This is a genomic window from Burkholderia sp. lig30, from assembly GCF_000687455.2.
GTDB lineage: Bacteria > Pseudomonadota > Gammaproteobacteria > Burkholderiales > Burkholderiaceae > Burkholderia.
In genome coordinates, this window is record NZ_JGVW01000077.1 from 1 (window position 1) to 19892 (window position 19892).

Consider the following 19892-nt stretch of genomic DNA (forward strand, 5'->3'; position numbering starts at 1 on the left):
CAAGAGGTTTGTGAAAAAAATATTAAAAGCCTGCACACGCAGGCTTTTAACGAATAAGCCAGCCATCACGCCGGACGCATTTGACGGGTGACGATCTTTAATACGGCGCGGCCGACGCGCGGGCCGAGCCCCACCTCCCTCATCCCCCCCCTCACCCGCTCCTCAATATGGATCGCACACACATCCCCGAAACGACTCGGGCATACCGTTCACCCGGCCGGGTCCCGAGCGCAGGCCCGGCTCGCTGTCGAGTATCATGCCGCGACCGCTCCAATCCACTTCACCGATGAACGATAGCGACACCCCATTCGACGAAGCACACCTTCGCGCTGCCTACGCGGCACTTCGCCGGCGCGCAACCGCCCTGGAAGAACAGGTGCCGCCGCGCCTGCAGCGGATTTCAGATGTGCTGCACCGTATCGGCGGGCAATCCGAGCTCGCGGACGATTACCGGGCGATGCTCGTGGGCGCGCGCAATGCGGCCATGCTGGCAATCGAGAACTACCACCAAGCCATCCCGTTTCTGCACACCGCGGAATCCATCCTCGAGCAAATGGACAAGACGCCCGAACAGGAAGCGGACGAGGATTGGCGCGAGGCATTGTTGCAGCGCCTGCTCGAGTTGATCGACGTCGCGGCGACGATGGTCGACGATGCGGAAGCGCATGACGAACAGGCGAATGATCCGGATCCGGAAAGCATTCCCCCATCCATTCTCGACGCCTAGATTGCAGACATGCGCCCGGCGAGCAGCGCCCGACGGCGGATCTGCCCGCCGTGCCGGCCGATCGTGGAACGGTCGCGACTCGGCCGGCGGCACCGCCACGACGTCGCGCTCGAGGCGTCGCCCGAGCCCGCGTTTCCGTTTCCCCCGACATCGATGCCGGTAACGGCGCGCGGCACCGCCTACGCAGCCCCGATGCGACGATCGTCAGGAACGCGCGCCTCCGCGGACACGCTCAAGCCAGCGGCCGCGCCTGGTAGGCCGCATCGAAAATCGCCTCCAGCCCGGGATGAACGCCGCGCATGCAGTCGACGACGGCCTTTGCCCAGTCGAAGTACGCCTGCTTTCGCTCAAGCGGCCAATCCGCGGGCGGGCTCGTGACGATATCCCGCACGTTGCATATCTTGTCCGCCAGCTTCACCAGCTTGGCGCGGCGGCTGATGTGCGCCGCATGTTCGATCTGGAGGCGCTTGCGCTCATCCTTCGGCAAATCCTTGTCGTCCGTGACTTCCATCACGATGTCCGCCACGTCCTTGCCGAACACGCGCAGCAATTCCTGCTCGGTCGTCTCGGTGTCCTCGACGGTGTCATGCAACACGGCAGCGACCAGCACGCGCTCGTCCTCCACCCCGGCTTCGTTCGCAAGTACGTTGGCGAGCGCAATCGGGTGATTGATGTACGGCGAACCCTCGTGATCCTTTCGCCGCTGATGACGATGCTTGTCCGCCGCGAATGCGATTGCTGCAATCAATTTGTTCATGGACACCCTTTGAGCTGACAGACCTGCGCGGTCACTCGATCGCGCAGAGCCTCCCATTCTTGCAGATTCTGCCTGTACTGCAACGTCACCCGATTCGCGCAGCCCTGATGCACGCGCGCCACCGGTCAGCACATCAATACCTGGACTGCATCCTCGAGCGACTGCGCCTGTTTGTTGAGATCGGACGACGCCGCCGCCGACTCCTCGACGAGCGTTGCATTCATCTGCGTGATTTGAGCCAGCTGTTCCACCGCGAGCTGCGTCTCCCCGATCTCGAGACTTTGCCCGGCACTTGCCTGAGCGATTGCCGAGATGGTTCGTGTGAGTTCCGCCACAGACTGCTCGACCTTGCCCATGTCAGACCCGGCGCTCGCGGCTGCCTGCGCGCTCGCCGCCATCATGTCGAGCGAACTCTCGATCAGCGACTTGATTTCCCTGGCGGCCACCTCTGCCCGTTTCGCCAGCGTGCGCACCTCGCCGGCCACGACGGCAAACCCGCGACCGTGCTGGCCCGCCCTGGCCGCCTCGACCGCCGCGTTCAATGCGAGGAGGTTCGTCTGCACGGCGATGCCATCGATGGTGCCGGTAATTTCGGAAATGCGCCGCGAGTGGCCGGTGAGATCCTCCATGAGGCGCGCCGACCGGCGCACGGCATCCGCCGCGGCCGATGCCGCCTCGGCGGTGCGCCGCCCTTCGGCGTTGGCGAGTTCCGCCGACTCGGCATTGTGTTTGGCCGTGTCGGTGATCTGGCCCAATGTCGCGCTCGTCTGCTCGATCGCACTCGCCTGCTGTTCCGTGCGCGCCGACAGATCGGCATTCCCGAGCGCCAGCCCCGAAGACGCATTGCGCACGCTGTCGATCGATCCGCGCGCATCCATCAGCACGCCGGTCAGCTTGCCGTTCATCTGGTTGAGGAAGCGTCCGAGAAGTCGCATCTGCGCATCGCCGCACTCTCGAAACCGGTGCTGCAATTCGCCGGCGAGGACGACGAGCGCACTGTCGTTCAACTGGGCAAGCGGCGCGAAGAAATTGCGCGCCATGTATGCCGCCATGATCGCGCAGCACGACGCGGCCACGATCGCGAGCGCCCATCCGAGCCGCACCCCGGTCGCCTGCCCGAAAAATCCGGCCGACATGCAGGCCGGCACCAGCAGGATCATGAGTGCCTCGACAGCCAGGATCGCGTCGAGGCGTCCGACCGCGGAAAGCGCGAGCAGTCGCTGCGGAGCGCCGAGCATGCCCTTGCGGATCGCTCGCCCTCCCTTGAGTCGCCACCTGGACCCGTGCTCACGGCGCAGATCCTCGTACAGCCGCGTGGCCGACGCGACGTCGTCGGCGCTCGGACGCGTGCGCACGGAGACGTATCCGGTGATCTGGCCGTCGCGCACGACAGGCGTAACGTTGGCGAGCACCCAGTAGAACCCGCCGTCCTTGCGCCGGTTCTTGACGACGCCCGTCCACGGATTGCCACTCTTGATCGTGGACCACAGATCCTCGAAGGCCGCCTCGGGCATGTCGGGATGGCGCACGATATTTTGCGGCTGGCCAATGACCTCGTCACGCGAAAATCCGCTGCTGCGAAAGAAGGCGGCATTCGCATATTCGATGACGCCGTGGCAGTCGGTCCGGGTGATGATGACTTCATCCGGTGGCAACAGGTATTCGCTATCCGCGACGGGAAGATTGATACGCATCTTATTGTTTATCTCGCTGATTTGAACTCGCCGCCGCAGCGTGGAAGCGGCATTTACCCCGATGTCGCCGTATCCCGGCCGGCGCAATGGCGCACGGACCGCCGCAGGGAACGCAAGTATGCCCGCACCGAAAATCCCTATGAATTCGCCCGATTGATCAGAATCAACGGTTCTGCGCGGATTGCTTTGCGGCCCTCCGAAAGGTCTTTTCCGCTTTGCGCAAAAGCGTTTTCAGCCTCCCGGAATGGCGTGCATGACATCGGCTTTCATCGCCTGACAAACAGGACGATCGCGTGCAATCAACGCATATCCGGAGGATGCTCGACGCGAAGATGCAGGCGCCGCTTCTCCCGCAGCATGTCGTGACGGACGAACGCGTTGCGGCCGGCGAGCATCGCTGCGCCGGACAGCGGAACAGAAAGAGTCGGCAGCATTCAGCAACCCGTCAATTCATGAATGTTGGCAATCAGTTCGCGATCCATATCGTCCAGTACGTCATCGTGGAATATCAGCAATTCCTGCAGCACGGCCGCGAGTGTCTCGACCGGATGACGTGTCGACGCAAAAAAAGGCCACGCATACAAAAGATAGACGAGCGGCGCAAGCTCGCGGCGCTCGCACCAGCGATCGAACAACTCGATGCACAAATCGTCGACCTGCCCCCGCAGGACACGGTTGTCATTCGGATTCCTTGAGAACGTTTCGAGTCGGGCCCATATCCGCTCGAAACCATCGTTCCGGTCAATGCTTCTTCTCATTTTCTTCGTCCCCGGGAGCGCTTCCAGGATGCCAACCCAACGTGCCGCGAATGAGCCGAAGCGCGCGATACGGCCACCGGCCCGCACCGCGCCGGCCACATGCTTGTTTCTTGACAACGCGATTTCATCGCGCCCCGGGCCGGACGACGCGCCCCATGCGCCGCCGGCCATCGCCCCGCTTACGGTGCCGGCGAATCGATACTGAACGTGGAAACGACACGACTGCGCGCCGCGTGGTAAGCGGCGCTGCGCGGACCGTGCATGACCGCCGCGTCGACCAGTGCCTGCGTCAAGGTTTCGTCATCGGGCAGCGTCGTATCGATTCCCGTGAAGAACTCGGAGAGCCGGCACTCCCGGCAGAACGGCTGCTGCGACGACTGGGCCACATGCGCGATCGGCGGACTCGCGCGCGCCCGCATGACCTCGACAAGCCGCGCCACCGCACTCAGATCACCCCGCACCAGATGCAACCGCTCCTCCCAGATGAGCAGCCGCGCGAGCTTGCCCAGCATGCCGTCCGGCGCATCCGGCAGACCGGTCCAGGCCGGCCGGCTCGCGATCCACTCCGGCAGCTGCCCGGACGGCATGGGCCGCGCGAGCACGTATCCCTGCACCGCATCGACATTCAGCACCTTGCACGCTTCGAGCAATTCCTCGCTCTCGACACCTTCGACGATCACGGACTTGCCGAGCGAGTGGCCGAGCCGCGTCAGCTGGTAGATGAAGCTGAGCACGGTGGACGCATCGTGGCCGGCGAGACTCACGATGCTGCGATCGATCTTGATCCAGTCGAAAGGCAGCTCACGCAACCTCGACAGGCTGCTGTGCCCCGCACCGAGATCGTCTTCCGCAAGCGTCACGCCCAGCGACTTGAACCTGGCCAGCTCGACGGACACGCTGGCGTCCGAAGGCAGCGCCTCGGCCTCGAGCAATTCCAGCGTCAGCATGTGAGGCGGACAGCCATGCACTTCCAGTGCCTGCCGCGTGGCGTCGAAATAACGGATGTCAAGGAGCGCGCTACAGGGCAGATTGAGCGACACGCCCAGCTCGATGCCACGCCGGCGCCAATCCGCGTGATGGGACAACGCCACGTGCAACCCGCGAACATAGAGATCGAGGAAATCGCCGGACCTGAGCGCGGGAAAAAATTCGCCCGGCGTCAGCACGCGCGCGCCGTCGTCGAGCCGGGCCAGCATCTCGACCTTGGTCACGCGGCCCGTCTTCAGTTCGACGATCGGCTGGCAGTACATCTGCAGCGCGTCGGATTGCAGCAGCGCCTTCCATCGTTTCCGCGTCGAATGCGGAATCGCGCTGGCCGTGCCCTCGTGGCTCGCGAAGCGGCCGATCGCGAGCGACAGCAGCGTCTGCAACAGATCGATGAAGGCCTCCTGATCCGCCGACGAATAGCCGCCCGGGAACGCGCTGTACAACGCGAGCACCGCAAACGTCACCCCGCCCTTCTGCCGCAACGGAATCGCGACACCCGAACGCAACCCTTCGCGTATCGCCGCCGACCGCCAATGCGTCATCGCAGGATCGGTCGAGACATTGATGCAGCGCTCGATGTTTCCGCTGCGCCATGCCGACGCCAGCAGCGGCAAATCGTGCGGCGCGCCGGCGCCCGCGTCTTCCGCTTCCACGATGCGGCCGGCGAGAATCCGCCCGGCCGCCGATTCGACGCGAAACACGCCGTACCGGTCCCGCCGGCTGATCGCGCAGCCCGCGACCTCGTCGCAGGTGCCGAGTATGTCGACGATGCGCGCGATCAGGTCCGCGTAGCTTTCGCTGTTCCATGCCACGCGCGCGATCTGCGACAGCGCGCGCCGGCGCTCCTCCTCGATGAACTGGTAAGCCTCCGCCTGAAAGGCGAGATCACGGTTCAGGCGCCGCGCAAAAACCTGCAATGCTTCCCGGCCGGCCGACTTCGCCAGCCGGCGATCCACGGCTGATGCCAGAATGCCCCGGCTGCGCACGAGCTCCTCGCGATCCAGGCCCACCATCGCGTGAATGCGGCCGACACGCAACGCCGTCGCGCGATGATCGGCTTCGGTCAGGTTCGCGTCGGCGAGCGCAAACAGGTTCCGGATCTGCTGCGCCTTCAGATGCTGCAGCCCCGGGACGTCGAGCGCGTCGAGAATTCGCTTGCTTTTCGGCAAACGCGAAAGGCGCTGATAGAAATCGTTGACGATGACGGCCGCATTGCGCTCGAGCTGCACCGACAACTCGGCCAGTTCCGTTGCCCAATGCCGGCTGTATGAATCGGAATCGCTCCGGGTGCCGGTCGCGAGCTGTTCCGGTACATCGCCCTCCGTCGCCCAGCACCACCAGGGCTCGCCTTCGCCTCCGCGTATCTTGACCGAGCGCAGCGCGCGGTCGGCCTCGGACAGCGCATCGTCCGGACTCGTCGCGGTGAAATCCCGCCAGACGGAAAGCCCGAGACTGACGCCGCACTGCCATGACATGCTGCCAATGTTGACGGGCTGAGTGAGCCGCGCATACATCCGCTCGAGGAACGGCCCGAGCACGCCCTCGGGGTCCTGCACGCCCTCGAGAACCACCACGAATTCGTCGCCGCTGCGACGCGCGACGAAATCGCTCGCGCGCACTTCATCACGCAAGCGGGCGGCGATCTCCCGCAGCACGTCGTCGCCCGCCTCATGTCCGAACAGATCGTTGACGGGCTTGAACTTGTCCAGATCGAGCAACCCGACCACCAGTGGAATGCCCGCGCGGAACGCGCGCGCCAGCGCCTGCTCGAGATGGAGCGAAAGCGCCGCCATGTTCGGCAGCCCGGTCAATGCGTCCTGCAACGACAGCTCACGCAACCGGGTCTGCTCCACGCTCAGGTGCAGCCTGTCGAGCGCGACACTCACGATCAGGCCGATATGCGCGAGCGCCTCCGCCCACCCCGGTTGCGTGAATGCGTCCTCGTCGTCGCTGAACAGGTTGAGCAGCCCGATGCACTGCCGCGCATCCGCGAGCGGCACTGTCGCGCAGGCGCGCCAGCGGGTCACCGGCTCGCCGGATCGGCATGCGTCCGTGCCGTCGTCACGACGCGCAAGCGCGGTGACCTGCAACTGCTGCGATCGCCACGCGCGGCCAGCCGGCCCGCGTCCCTCTGCGCACGAATCGTGAATCGACATCCGCGTGTCGTGCAGATACGCGTCTACGCCGTCGCCAGCCGACGGCCCCGGGCGCAGCCAACCCTGCGAATCCGGCGTGACGACAAACGCCGCGGCCAGGCCCGCCCGCGTTGCCCATTCCACGAGCGAACGCGCGAGCATATAGAAATCGGCGGCGCCAAGAACGCTTTGGTCAAGCGCAAAAAGGCTGAAAGCCAGATCTTCGGTGGGTCCACCCATAATTACAATAGCCTTTCGAATTAGCGCGATTCACAAGGCAAAACGCCCCGTGCATTCCGCTATTCGCGAATCCTTTCAAATGCGTACGGATCGAAAACCAGCCGGCCTGACGCGCGGCCGGCAGTGACGAGCGACCGCACGCTGCAATCGCATCGCGCGCTCGTGCGGCAACCTCAGGGATGTGCTGCTGCGGCAACCGGTTTTCGGCGACGCCGCGTTTCGCCACGTCGTTCAGTCGACCTGAGCGGTCGCGACGTGGACCTCGCGGAACGCTCCCAGCCGCTCGTTCTTCGCCAACCGACTTCGTCCATGAGGCCATTTTCCGTGCCGCTTGCCGAGCGACACGTCGAATGGCGCAGGACCGCTTCGCCATGGTGTGCAACGATTCGCTGTTTACGCACTACGCTTCCGTTTTCGAATAGGCAATCGTCCTATTTATCCATTAAAAGAATTTGTCAAACGCTAAGGGAAAACCCTTCAGGAAAACGTTTTCCATATTAAAGCTTGAGCAATATCAAGATTCTGCGCGCCGCGCCGGATCGACGATGCGAAAGACTCGACAGGACATATCGGATATGTAGTTATGCGAATTTGCATAAAACGGGAGTTCTCCGATCATCCTTTCGCGGAGGGACAGGAAGCCGGTGCATGGAGGAAAGAGAACTTCAAGCGGGGGGATGCCGGGGAAGACGGGCGCCGCATCGAGGGCAGCGGGCGAGGAAGACGAAACTTGGTGCGGGAGAACCCGCGGACCCGAACGCGCATCGCGGCATGGTGGATCGATGAGCTGCCGGAAGCGCACGGCGAAACAACTGTTGAATGGCGCGCACAACAGACATTGCGGCTTATGTCGGTGAACCCGGATGTTCGCGGTAGCCCGCGCCAACCCGGTGGCACGTCATGCGCCCCTGCGGCACGGTCCGGCGCCTGACCACGCGCCGGACCGTGCCGCTGCCCGCGGGCCGCGCCGTCAGAACTGGTGGCGCAAGCCCAGCGTAACCGCCACCTGCGTGCCCGTCGACGACGGCGAGAGCGTGTTGATCATCGCCTGCCCGAGCGTCGAACCGGCCGGCGCGCCATGCACATGCTGATAAACGCCCTCGAGGTAGACGTCGGTACGCTTGCTCAACGCGTAGTCGGTCTGGAGCATCACGGAATTCCATGCGGGCGACGAAGCCGTCGTGCCATTGTCGTATGCGCCGTCCGTGAACGTGTACGCCGCCGAAACGTTCCATGCAGGCGTGATCGCATAGCGCGCGTTCACCTCGTAGTTGTCGAGACGCAGGGTTCCGCTCGTCGGCAGGTAACTGCCGAGCCCCAGCGAGATGACGCTCGCCATGTTGTCGATCTGCGTATGGCTCCATACCAGGCCGATGGTCGCCGGGCCGAACGTATAGTTGCCGCCTGCGCCCCAGATCCGCTGACGCTCCGCGATGAAGTTGGCGCTGCCGTCGCCCTGCGAAATGGCGCCATTCAGATTGGAGCCGGCCACGCCGCCCCCGGCGTTGTTGAACTGCAGGTATCCGGCCGCCAAGTTGACCGGCCCTTGCGAATACGACGCGCTGAAGCCATACGAGCGATTGTTCGCGAAGCTGCCGGCCTTGTTGCTGAACGCGTACATGCCTTCGAAGGTGAGCCCGTTCCAGGTGGGGCTCACGTACTTGACCGTATTGTTGGTCACGACCGAATCTGCGGCCAGGTTGTCATTCTCGAACGGGTGAGCGGCCATGTTGCCCCCCCACGTGTTGCTGCCGGCCGAGAGCGGCCCGAGCAGGTCGTTGACGACGTCGAACTGCCGCCCGAACGTCACCGTGCCATACGAATCGCTCTGCAGCCCGACCCACGCCTGCGAACCGAAGCCGTCGCCGGCGAACGCCATGGTGCCGTTGTTCAGATTGAAGCCTTGCTCCAGCTTGAAGACGGCATGCAATCCGCCGCCGAGGTCTTCCGAGCCCTTGAGGCCGAAGACCGTGTTCTGGGTCGAGCTCGTACCCATTTGCCACGCGCTGTGGCCGGCCTGGTTGTTCGTATAGACGATACCCGTGTCGATGAGACCGTACAGCGTGACGCTGCTTTGCGCGTGTGCCGACACGGCAAACAGTCCCGACAGCGCGAGTGCCAACAGAGATTTTTTCATACCGTCAAACTCCGCAATGTGGTCAAACAATGAAAACTCAAACATGGCGGGCGGCCAGTATCGCCACTGCCTCGCCCAGCGTTGCGGTCAACACTGCAAAATAGGCTGGATTTTCCCGGAGAAACCCGACAAGGCTGATCTCGTCGCTACGATTGCGCCACATGCCGATATAGCCGCGCGTCAGGATCAGGCCGAACAGAAAGCTCAATCCGAAACCCGCGCCCATCCACCGGTTTTTCACCACGAATTCCTCGGCGAATGCGAATGTCGCCAGACAGACGATCTGGGATGAGAGCACGATCAATACGACGGGATGACGCTGATCGTCGTCTTTCATGAAGCGGCTCTCGTCATGCCCGGCGCGGCCGATGGCGTTGCGCAGGCGTATCCGTATGCGAGCGTCGCGCGCCCCACTGCCTTGCGCAGCTGCAATGTCGGTTTCCTCTCACGTGTCATTCCGTTTTACGGTCGGCAGCAAGGCAACGTCCACGCCGCGAATGCCTGATGGCCGGCGCCCGGCCGTGACGAACCGCCGGGATCGTGCGATTGCGGCCGGCACTTGCCCGCCGGCCGGCAAGCGACTGCCGGCCGGTACGGGTCGTTTGTTTCGACAGAATTGGCCGACTGGCGTCGACGCCCGCCGATGGGCGGGCGCCGGGTCGATTACTCGATCGCCTCGCCGTGGAGGATCACGTCGAGACCTTCGCGCTCTTCCTCTTCCGTCACGCGCAGGCCGATCACCATGTCGATCGCCTTCAGCAACACGAAGCTCAGCACGCCGCTGTAGACCAGCGTGATCACGACACCCTTGAGCTGGAGCATGACGCTGCCGTCGGCGCCGCCGATGTCCTTCACCGCGAACACGCCCGTCAGCAGCGCGCCGAGGATGCCGCCCACGCCGTGCACGCCGAACGCGTCGAGCGAATCGTCGTAGCCGAGCTTCGACTTGAGCCACGTGGCCGACCAGAAGCAGACGACGCCCGCCGCGATGCCGATCACGAGCGCGCCCGTCACGCCGACGAAGCCCGCCGCCGGCGTGATCGCCACCAGGCCGGCAACCGCGCCCGACACGATGCCGAGCACCGACGGCTTGCCCTTCGCGATCCACTCGGCGAACATCCAGCCGAGCGCCGCGCAGGCGGTCGCGACTTGCGTCGTCAGCATCGCGAAGCCGGCACGGCCGTCAGCCGCCACCGCCGAACCTGCGTTGAAGCCGAACCAGCCCACCCACAGCATCGAGCCGCCGATCAGCGTCAGCACCAGGTTGTGCGGCGCCATCGCTTCGCGGCCGTAGCCGACGCGCTTGCCGAGCACCAGGCACGACACCAGGCCCGCGATACCCGCGTTGATGTGCACGACCGTGCCGCCCGCGAAGTCGAGCACGCCGTCCGTCGCCAGCCAGCCGCTCGGCTCCCAGACCATGTGCGCGATCGGCACATAGACGATCAGCGACCAGAGCGTCATGAACACCAGCATCGCCGAGAACTTCATCCGGTCGGCGAACGCGCCGCAGATCAGCGCCGGCGTGATGATCGCGAACGTCATCTGGTAGATGAAATAGACCGATTCCGGAATCGTCGTCGCCAGGTGACTCACGGTCAGCGTCGTCGCCTTGTCGCCCTTGATGTAGTTCATCCCGGACAGGAACGCGCGCGAGAAGCCGCCGATGAAGCCGCTGCCCGGCGTGAACGCGAGGCTGTAGCCGATCACCGTCCAGAGCACCGTGATCACCGCGGTGATCGCGAAGCTCTGCATCACCGTCGCGAGCACGTTCTTCTTGCGGACCATGCCGCCGTAGAACAGCGCGAGGCCCGGGATCGTCATGAACAGCACCAGCGCGCTGGAGGTCAGCATCCACGCGGTGTCGCCCGAATTGATCTTCGACGAATCGACGGAGAACGGCGCGGTCGGCGCAGCCGGTGCGGCGGCAGCCGATGCGGGTGCGGCAGCCGATGCCGCGGCGGCGGAAGCTGACGTGTCGGACGCGGCGGCGGCCGAAGCGGCCGGCGCGGCGGTAGCCGATGCCTCGGGCGCCGATGCTGCGGGGGCGGACGCCGTCACGGCGGAAGCCGCGTCGTCTGCCATTGCGGAACCGACGCCGGCCGCGATCAGCGAGCCGGCCATCAGCAGGGACATCAGAAGTTTGCGCATCTTTGGTTTCCTCTAATCGCTCGTCTCGTGTTACAGCGCGTCCGCGCCTGTCTCCCCGGTGCGGATCCGGATCACCTGCTCGATCGGCGTGACGAAGATCTTGCCGTCGCCGATCTTGCCGGTGCGGGCGGCCCGTTCGATCGCCTCGACCACCTGGTCGACGAGATCGTCGGACACGGCTGCCTCGATCTTCATCTTCGGCAGGAAGTCGACCACATACTCGGCGCCCCGATACAGTTCGGTGTGCCCTTTCTGGCGCCCGAACCCCTTTACCTCCGTCACCGTGATGCCCGAAACGCCGAGGGCGGACAACGCCTCGCGCGTCTCATCGAGCTTGAACGGCTTGATGACTGCACTTATCAATTTCATCTGGTCTCCCTTTCATTACCCAATCAGACATAGACACCTGCATAACCATCCGATGAAGTGAGCAACTGTCGTGCCAGCCGAGACAATGCACGCGAAACGCGCCGCCCGAACGCGCGCCCGGGCACGATCGATCACACGGCATGCACCCCGTCGTTCGGCGGTCGACACGGCAATGGAATCGTGGCATCGGGCTTGCCCCGGAAAGCCATTTCCCGAACGTCGATTCGGATTGCATATCAATTGGCACGTGGATCGCATGCACCATCGCCAAGCACGTTTGTCTCGCTGCCGACCCAATAGCGTGCATCCGTGCTCGTCGACGTTTTGTCCGACGACTACATTTCGTCGACAGCCACCTTTCTGCAGGCTTCTGTCGCCGGCGCCGGCATCGATCTCCCGCTGCCCGGGGGCCTGCGATCGCTGTCGCACGTGGTGGCCGGCATGCCCCGAAAGGCCCGCATCGTTCGCCCGGACCCGCATGGGCCGGAACTATTCCACCGTTCGCGTGCGCGCATCCGGCGCACGCGAACGGGCGCAACAGGCGTGCAGCATGAGAGGGAGCTTGAGAGGGTGTTCGGCCGCGGCGGTCATTCGGGATGACGCGGGCACTTCCCGACAGGGGATGCCGGGTTCGCGAGCGTAGCGATTGAACCTGCGGTCAATCCGCTCGCGTGCATGACGCCCGAACCGTTCGGCCGGGCGCATGAGGACAGCGGTTTTCGGCCTCCGGCTTCAGCCGCGGTGCGGACCGAAACCGGAGGCGGTTTGCGTCACGCATGGACGCAAACGACATCCCGTGCGGGATCAGAACATCTGGCGGATACCGACTGCCACGCCGACGTTGTTGGTGCGGCCGATCTGGTCGACGGAACCGGTGGTACGGTTGGTCGCGCCCGGATAGTCAGCGGCGAACGCGCCGTTGCCACGCGCAAAGTCCGCGGTGCCATAGACTTCCGTGTGCTTCGACAGCGAGTACTCGGCGAGAACGGTAGCCGAGTAGTTGATGCCGGAGCCGAGCGTGCCGTCGAGACGTTCAGCATTGCGAGCGTGACCGTAATAGCCGGCCACCGTGATCAGCAGCGGCGCCGTTGCTTGCCAGTTCGCGCCAACGTAGAACGTATCGTCGATACGGTTCGGGCTGCGGCCCGGCAGTTTCGGCGCGCCGGATTGCTGCATGTTGGTGTCGGTCGTGCCCGTCTTGTCTTGCGCGTGCAGCCAGCCAGCCAGCAGGCGTACGGTCGGGGTGATCTGGTACGCGCTGCTCACGTGCGCCATGCTGACCTTCGCGCCGTTGGCCGTCGTGGCGCCGTTCACCGTCGACACCGAGGTCTGCTGGTAGCCCGCGTTGAGCGACGCAGGGCCGTGCGTATACGTCAGTTCCACGCCATACGTGGCGTCGAGGCCCATTGCGCCGGCATGGTTGCCGAAGCCGTAGATTGCGTCGATGCTCAGGCCATCGGCGGAGAACTTGTACTTGACCGAGTTGTTGACGGTCAGGAACGAACCGATGCCGTTCCACGCCCAGCTGTCCTGCCAGTAGTCGCCGACCGTCAACGGATCGAACACGTCACCCATCGTGTCGTACAGCGGCGCATACTGGTTACCGAAGGTCAGTTCGCCGTACTTGTCGCTCTTCAGGCCGACGTATGCCTGCCGGCTGAACAGCGTGTTCGCCTGGTGAAGACTGCCCGTGTTGACTTCGAAGCCGTTTTCAAGACGGAAGATCGCGGCCAGACCACCGCCCAGATCTTCGCTGCCACGCAGGCCCCAGCGGCTGTGGGTTTCCGGGCCGACCGTCATGCCGACGACGTCCTTGCCATCCGGGCCCGCATTCGTCTGATAGCGGATTGCCGTATCGACGAGGCCATACAGCGTGACCGAGCTTTGAGCGAATGCCGACGACGCAGCAACAGCGAAAAGTGCACCAACGGCACTGGAAATGACGATTTTTTTCATCAGATGGGGTCCCCTACGACGCTACTTATTTGGCCGGCGCAATGCCCGGACAGAACGTTGATTAAAGCTGCGGCCCGGAGCATAGCGCTTCATATTGCTGACTCATAGTCTTATGGCGCCTTGATGCACCATTAGTTGGGAATATGCAACAGTGATCCGCGGCGCGGTTGTGCGGTCGATTTAAAAGTAATGCTCACGATGGCATTTTGTAGTCGATTTGTAGGAAATATTCGCGTCAATATTTTTCGGAGTCCGGTCAGGCTCGGCGATGAATGATGGCGAAAAACGGCGGTGGCACGCGCGAATCGGGCGCTCACGGGCGTCACGAGCGTCGCTCGATTACCGTTTTTTCCGTCGATGCAGAAGCGGGATACGGCGCACCGATTCGACGCCACCGGATTCTGGCGGTGCGGCCACGTTCCAGCGGACAATCGCCGCAACGCCGAAATGTTCGCGCCCCTGACGGCCGGGTATCGTGCAGACGCTATCGATCCAGTTCCGCGTAGTGCCGGAAGATCCCCTCTTCGTTGAACGGGATGCGTCGATCCGACGCCAGATAGCGCGCAATGGGCGGATGCCGCGCGACCCTGTCATGCAGTTCGATCAGCGCGGCATGTTTCGATTCGATGCGCGCCATCGCACGCGGGAACGCATAGCGCAGGCCCTCGATCACCTGGAACACCGACAGGTCCACATAGCTCAGGCTGGCGCCGGCCATGTGGCCGCTCTTGTGCGGATTGTGGGCGAGTACCGTGCTGAAATAATCGAGGAACCTGGGCAGTCGATGCTTGATGAAATCCTTGGCCCGCATCCCGGCCTCGCGCATCTGGTCCTCGTAATACAGGCTGCTGGCGATCGGATGATGCGTGTCGTGAATCTCGACGACGAAGTCGGCCACCGTCAACTGCAGTTGGTGGACCCACAGCCGCCCCGCCTCGTCGCGAGGCGAGAGGTCGTGCCGCGCGCCGAGAAACAGCAGGATGTTGGCGGTTTGCCCGATGATCTGGTCGCCGGCCCTCAGGAACGGCGGCGCAAACGGCAGGCATGCTTCCGATGCGCTTTCGAGCACGCGCGTCATGGCCGGGACGCCCATGCCGTTACGTGCGGGTTCGCGTGCCACGTCCACGTATTGCGCTTCGGCCGCTTCAAGCGCCAGCCGCACGAATTCGCCGCGGCCCTGGATGCCGGGCCAGTAATAGAGTTCGTAGCGCATGGCGCCCTCCACTCCCTTGCATGAAAACCATCATGGAACCGGCGCACCGCCGCGGGCTTCGCAATCGGGCAACGCGGCGCGCTCCCGGGGACACGTTTCAGTCTAGGCGCAACCTCCATGGCCGTCATCCGATGCGACCACAGAATCCGAGGGCGTTCCTCGCGGCCTTTGCTGAATGGCCGGATGCGGAATGGCTTTGCACCGCAGCTTTTCGGCGATAATCGCAGCCATTCAGCCGATCAAGATCGAAGCCGGCCGCGTCACCCGCCGCGGCGTCCACGGATGAGCCGGCAATCCCGCCCCTTATGAGCAAAACAGCAAATCAGCAACGCAAGCTCGATGCGATGCTGCGCCAGGCCGTCGCGTTGCAGCAGAACGGCGCGCATGCGGACGCCGAGGAACTCTATCGCGAGATTCTCGCGATACGCCCCAAACACTTTGAGGCCACCCAGCTATTGGGCGCACTGTCGCTGCAGGCGGGACGTTTTGACGAAGGCATCGTGCTGTTGAAGAACGCCATCGCGATCAACACCATGCAGGCGCCGCTTCACTCGAATCTCGCGTATGCGTATAACGCGCAGCGCCGCTTCGGCGAGGGCCTGGCGAGCGCCAGTCGCGCGCTGGCGCTGCAACCCGACTTCGCCGATGCGTTGAACAATCACGGCAATGCGCTGGCCGGGCTCGACCGGCTCGCGGACGCGCTCGCGAGTTTCGAGCGCGCGCTCGCGTTGCGCCCGGAATTCGCTCAGGCATGGAGTAATCGTGCCTGCGTGCTGCGCGAGATGGGCCGCCCCGCCGATGCGCTGGCCAGTTGCGATCGGGCCATCGCATTGCAGCCCGGCTACGCCGAGGCGTGGAGCAATCGCGCGAACGCACTGAGCGACATGAATCGCCCCGACGACGCGCAACTGAGTTATCGACGCGCGATCGAATTGGCCCCCGCGCTCGCGGATGCGTGGAACAACCTCGGCCTCACGCTGATCGACCTGAACCAGCACGAGCAGGCACTGCAGTCGTACGAACGCGCACTCGCGCTGGAGCCGGACTCTGCCGAGGCGCACTGGAACCGCTCGCTGTGCCTGCTTCAGACGGGCCGGCTCGAGCAAGGCTGGCAGGAATATGAATGGCGGTGGCAGCGCCACCGGATCAAGGCGAGCCAGCGCCGCTTCGCTCAGCCGCTGTGGCTCGGCGAATTTCCGCTGGAGGGTAAAACCATCCTGCTGCATGCCGAGCAGGGGCTGGGCGATACGCTGCAGTTCTGTCGCTATGCGGCGCTCGTCGCCGGCATGGGAGCGAAAGTCGTTCTCGAAGCGCCACCTGAGCTGATGCGGCTGCTCGGAACACTCGACGGCGTCGCGGAACTGATCGAGGAAGGCGCGCCGCTGCCGCCATTCGATTGCCACACGCCGCTGCTCAGCCTGCCGCTTGCATTCAGGACGGCGCTGGCGGACATCCCTGCCGCGACGCGTTACCTGCGCCCCGACGAATCGGCTGTCCAGCACTGGGAAGAACGGCTCGCGAGCGGCGCCGCGCCCGCCCTGAAGGTGGGCCTCGTGTGGGCCGGCGGCCACCGGCCGCACGTCGCGGAGTTGAGGAAAAACGACGCACGGCGCTCGGTCGCGCTCGAACTGCTGAGACCGATCCTCGACGTGCCGCAAGTTCAGTTCTACAGCCTGCAGAAAGGGGCGCCCGCGCAGCAATTGCCCGCACGCCCCGAATTCGCCGAGCGTATCGTCGATCATACGCACGCGTTCGCCGATTTCGCGGACACCGCCGCATTCGTGGACAACCTCGACCTGGTGATTACCGTGGACACCGCCGTCGCGCACCTTGCGGGCGCGATGGGCAAGCCGGTGTGGATCATGAACCGTTTCGACACGTGCTGGCGCTGGCTGCTCGATCGCACCGACAGTCCGTGGTACCCGAGCGCGCGGTTGTTCCGGCAGCCGGCACTCGGCGACTGGGACAGCGTGGTTGCGGCGGTGCGCGATGCACTGGCGGCGCTCGCCGAAGGGAAAACCACGGTCTAGCCTGCACCCGCCCGACTGACAGGCGCACGGGGGGCGGGCGCCGGATACAGGCGCGAGGTGCCGGCGCGGGGCACTTGCGCGTGAAGCCAGTGCGCCGAAGCGCCTCGATGCCGCCCTTCGAACTCGGTTCGTGAACCACCGCACCGCCGCGCCCCAGGAAGCGGAACGTCGCACACACGCGCTCAGCCCCCGCAAGAAACCCCGGCGCCAGAAACCCTGGCGCAATCCATATGAAAGACGCATCAAGACAAATGTAAATGCGGATGTTTATCATTTGCGTTTACATTGACTGGCATTCGCCGCATCGGTACGATTCGCCCTCGAAAGCGCGTTCGTTCGCGAACCGGCGCCGAATCCGCTCGACGTTCGCCGAACATCGAGCAACGCGGGAAGCGCGCGTCGGCGTTTCGACTCCGCCTAACGAACCTGGACTTGAACGTGTCTGTGAACCGGATGCCGCAAACGGCAACACATGGCGGCGATTGCGCGGGCGAACCGCACGCCGCGGCCATTGCAAGCGCTTGCGTCGGCCAATGCGACGAACGTCAGCCGGGAAGCCGGCGCGATCTCGATCGCTACGACGGCATCGCACGTTTTTTTCATTGGGTGTTCGCCGCCGGCATCATTTACGCCAGCATCGCGGGCTATACATTGGCCCGCCTCGCCAGCGGATCGGTGCACGATTTCCTGTCGCGGCTGAACATGTCGATCGCCACGGTGCTGATCGCGCTTTTTCCGCTACGGCTGGGCTGGAAACTCGTGCGCGTCGAGCCTCGCGCACTGCCCGGCCTTTCTGCCCGGCAACGCGCGCTGGCGCACCGGATGCACATCCTGATTTATGCGACGATCTGTGTCGTGCTCGCGAGCGGTTTCCTGATGGTGCCGAACGGCTATTCGTTTTTCGGCCTCGTCGAGATTCACACGCCATTCGCGAAAGGCACGCTCACCGACGGATTCTTCGCCATTCACCGCGCAGGTTGCGCGCTGCTCGCCGCGCTGGTCGTGCTGCATGTGCTCGCGGTCGTCAAGCATCAGTGGATCGCACGTAACGGCGTGCTGCGAAGAATGCTGTGAGTCGCGCGCATACGATGCGCGCTCTCTGTTCGAACGCCGGCCGGACACGCACGCAGCGCGCGTCGATCTGGCCCGTTGTGCGACCGGACAAATTGTCCAGCCACCGGGTAAAATCTGCCCGCTCCGGTCACACCTCGGCCGGGCCGTCTGCTTCTGGCGACGGCATCCTCCCGTGGCAGGGTTCCGTGAATGTGGAACCCGGTCAAAACCGAACAAGAGAGCTAACCAGTGGTTTTCAGTAGCATTGCCTTTCTCGGGCTGTTCCTCCCGGTCACGTTCCTCGCGTACTACCTGACCCCTCGGGCCTGGCGAAACGCCACCCTGGCGGTCGCCAGCATCGTCTTCTATGCATGGGGCGAGCCTCGGTTCCTGATTCTTCTGGTCGTGTCGATCGCGATCAACTACCGCCTCGCGATCGCCATCGACGCCGCGCGCAAGCCTGCGCGCGTGGTGGGCATCGGCGTGGCGATCAATCTCTTCATCCTGGGCGCATTCAAATACACCGGGTTCCTGGCCGACAACGTCAATCTGCTGCTCGCGCACGCAGGCGCGGGCCCGCTCGTGATCCGGCCGCTTCCGCTCCCGATCGGCATTTCCTTCTACACATTCCACGCGATCTCCTACCTAGTGGACATCTACCGTCGGAACGCCAGGCCGAACCGCAGCATCATCGATTACTGTCTCTACATCACGCTCTTTCCGCAGTTGGTCGCAGGCCCGATCATCCGCTACAAGGACATCCAGTCGCAGCTTCGATCCCGGGTTGCGTCTCTCGACGACGTGACGGCAGGCGCGCTTCGATTCACGATGGGCCTGGCCAAGAAGGTGCTGATCGCGAACCAGCTCGCCGTGGTCGCCGATGCGGGCTTCAGCGTTCCTTCGGCGGAGCTGGCGCCGCAGGTGGCCTGGCTTTCCCTGCTTTGCTACACGCTGCAGATCTACTTCGATTTCTCCGGCTATTCCGACATGGCCATCGGCCTCGCCCGCATGTTCGGGTTCCGGTTTCCGGAGAACTTCAACTACCCCTACGTGGCCAGCTCGATGCAGGACTTCTGGCGCCGGTGGCACATTTCGTTGTCGACGTGGTTCCGCGATTACGTGTATATCCCGCTCGGCGGCAATCGCCGCGGCGCGAGCCGCACGCTGCTGAATCTGTGGATCGTGTTCCTGCTTACCGGCTTCTGGCACGGCGCGACGTGGAATTTCGTCCTTTGGGGCGCCGCGCACGGTGCGCTGCTCACGCTGGAACGCGTCATGCCCGGCGTCGACGGACGCGGCCGGCCTGTCTGGCGGGGCTTGCGTCATGCGTACGCGATCTTCGCCATCATGATGACGTGGGTGCTGTTCCGCGCCGATACGCTGGAGCATGCGACGCAGTTTTATCGCGCGTTGTTCGGCATTCATGTGCCGGCCAATCCTTCCGTCACGTTCGACAGCCTCTATTCGACGCACCTCGGCTGGTTATTGGCCGGCGCGGTGATGCTTGCCGGCGGCGCATTCCATGCGGCTCGGGTACGGCTTGCCCCGATCGTCGCCGTCCTTCGCGCCCGCAGTCTCGACGGCTGGATCGCCGCGGCCTTCGTGGGTCCGGCACTCGTTCTCTCGGCCATGTCGATCGCGCTTGGCCAGTACAACCCGTTCATCTACTTCCGCTTCTGAGTCGG

The 19892-nt window shown here is 64.1% G+C and carries 16 protein-coding genes; 5 read left to right on the plus strand and 11 right to left on the minus strand.

Annotation, left to right across the window (positions count from 1 at the left end):
- Window positions 1–256 precede the first annotated feature (256 nt).
- Window positions 257–727, plus strand: coding sequence for a hypothetical protein (locus tag LIG30_RS12905; RefSeq protein ID WP_038712750.1), 471 nt, complete (start codon window positions 257–259; stop codon window positions 725–727).
- A gap of 232 nt (window positions 728–959) precedes the next feature.
- Here LIG30_RS12905 and LIG30_RS12910 read toward each other — a convergent pair whose 3' ends face one another.
- The 7 genes from LIG30_RS12910 to LIG30_RS12935 all read right to left on the minus strand — a co-directional run bounded on the left by LIG30_RS12910 (window position 960) and on the right by LIG30_RS12935 (window position 9772).
- On the minus strand, window positions 960–1484 hold the full coding sequence (locus LIG30_RS12910; RefSeq protein WP_038712821.1) for an HD domain-containing protein: 525 nt from the start codon (window positions 1482–1484) through the stop codon (window positions 960–962).
- Between the two features lie 125 nt (window positions 1485–1609).
- Entirely contained in the window at window positions 1610–3178 is a 1569-nt protein-coding gene (locus LIG30_RS12915) for a methyl-accepting chemotaxis protein (RefSeq protein ID WP_038712751.1), read from the minus strand.
- Window positions 3179–3477: 299 nt separating this feature from the next.
- Entirely contained in the window at window positions 3478–3612 is a 135-nt protein-coding gene (locus LIG30_RS27460; RefSeq protein ID WP_268760700.1) for a hypothetical protein, read from the minus strand.
- A complete protein-coding gene (locus tag LIG30_RS12920; RefSeq protein ID WP_051995009.1) occupies window positions 3613–4107 on the minus strand; it encodes a hypothetical protein in 495 nt (164 codons plus the stop codon).
- A gap of 8 nt (window positions 4108–4115) precedes the next feature.
- Window positions 4116–7220 carry an EAL domain-containing protein gene (locus LIG30_RS12925; RefSeq protein ID WP_051995010.1) on the minus strand — a complete coding sequence of 1035 codons (3105 nt, stop codon included), beginning with the start codon at window positions 7218–7220 and terminating at the stop codon, window positions 4116–4118.
- Between the two features lie 1048 nt (window positions 7221–8268).
- Window positions 8269–9435, minus strand: a complete 1167-nt coding sequence (locus LIG30_RS12930; RefSeq protein ID WP_038712753.1) for a porin — start codon at window positions 9433–9435, stop codon at window positions 8269–8271.
- Window positions 9436–9472: 37 nt separating this feature from the next.
- The gene (locus LIG30_RS12935) at window positions 9473–9772 is read right to left on the minus strand and encodes a hypothetical protein (protein WP_038712755.1); all 300 of its coding nucleotides are present in this window, start codon (window positions 9770–9772) and stop codon (window positions 9473–9475) included.
- Here LIG30_RS12935 and LIG30_RS26275 point away from each other — a divergent pair.
- Window positions 9749–9940, plus strand: coding sequence for a hypothetical protein (locus LIG30_RS26275; protein ID WP_152986080.1), 192 nt, complete (start codon window positions 9749–9751; stop codon window positions 9938–9940). The genes LIG30_RS12935 and LIG30_RS26275 overlap by 24 nt on opposite strands.
- Before the next feature lie 158 nt (window positions 9941–10098).
- Here LIG30_RS26275 and LIG30_RS12940 read toward each other — a convergent pair whose 3' ends face one another.
- The 4 genes from LIG30_RS12940 to LIG30_RS12960 form a co-directional block, all read right to left on the minus strand.
- Window positions 10099–11586, minus strand: a complete 1488-nt coding sequence (locus LIG30_RS12940) for an ammonium transporter (RefSeq protein WP_038712757.1) — start codon at window positions 11584–11586, stop codon at window positions 10099–10101.
- 30 nt (window positions 11587–11616) lie between these two features.
- On the minus strand, window positions 11617–11955 hold the full coding sequence (locus tag LIG30_RS12945; RefSeq protein ID WP_038712759.1) for a P-II family nitrogen regulator: 339 nt from the start codon (window positions 11953–11955) through the stop codon (window positions 11617–11619).
- 804 nt (window positions 11956–12759) lie between these two features.
- Window positions 12760–13911, minus strand: coding sequence for a porin (locus tag LIG30_RS12955; RefSeq protein WP_038712763.1), 1152 nt, complete (start codon window positions 13909–13911; stop codon window positions 12760–12762).
- Window positions 13912–14395: 484 nt separating this feature from the next.
- The gene (locus LIG30_RS12960) at window positions 14396–15124 is read right to left on the minus strand and encodes a glutathione S-transferase (protein WP_038712765.1); all 729 of its coding nucleotides are present in this window, start codon (window positions 15122–15124) and stop codon (window positions 14396–14398) included.
- Window positions 15125–15429: 305 nt separating this feature from the next.
- Here LIG30_RS12960 and LIG30_RS12965 point away from each other — a divergent pair, with 305 nt between their 5' ends.
- The 3 genes from LIG30_RS12965 (at window position 15430) to LIG30_RS12975 (ending at window position 19887) form a co-directional block, all read left to right on the plus strand.
- On the plus strand, window positions 15430–17154 hold the full coding sequence (locus LIG30_RS12965) for a tetratricopeptide repeat protein (protein WP_038712766.1): 1725 nt from the start codon (window positions 15430–15432) through the stop codon (window positions 17152–17154).
- 438 nt (window positions 17155–17592) lie between these two features.
- On the plus strand, window positions 17593–18228 hold the full coding sequence (locus tag LIG30_RS12970) for a cytochrome b (protein WP_235510303.1): 636 nt from the start codon (window positions 17593–17595) through the stop codon (window positions 18226–18228).
- A 228-nt stretch (window positions 18229–18456) separates the two neighbouring features.
- A complete protein-coding gene (locus LIG30_RS12975) occupies window positions 18457–19887 on the plus strand; it encodes an MBOAT family O-acyltransferase (protein WP_038712768.1) in 1431 nt (476 codons plus the stop codon).
- Window positions 19888–19892 lie beyond the last annotated feature (5 nt).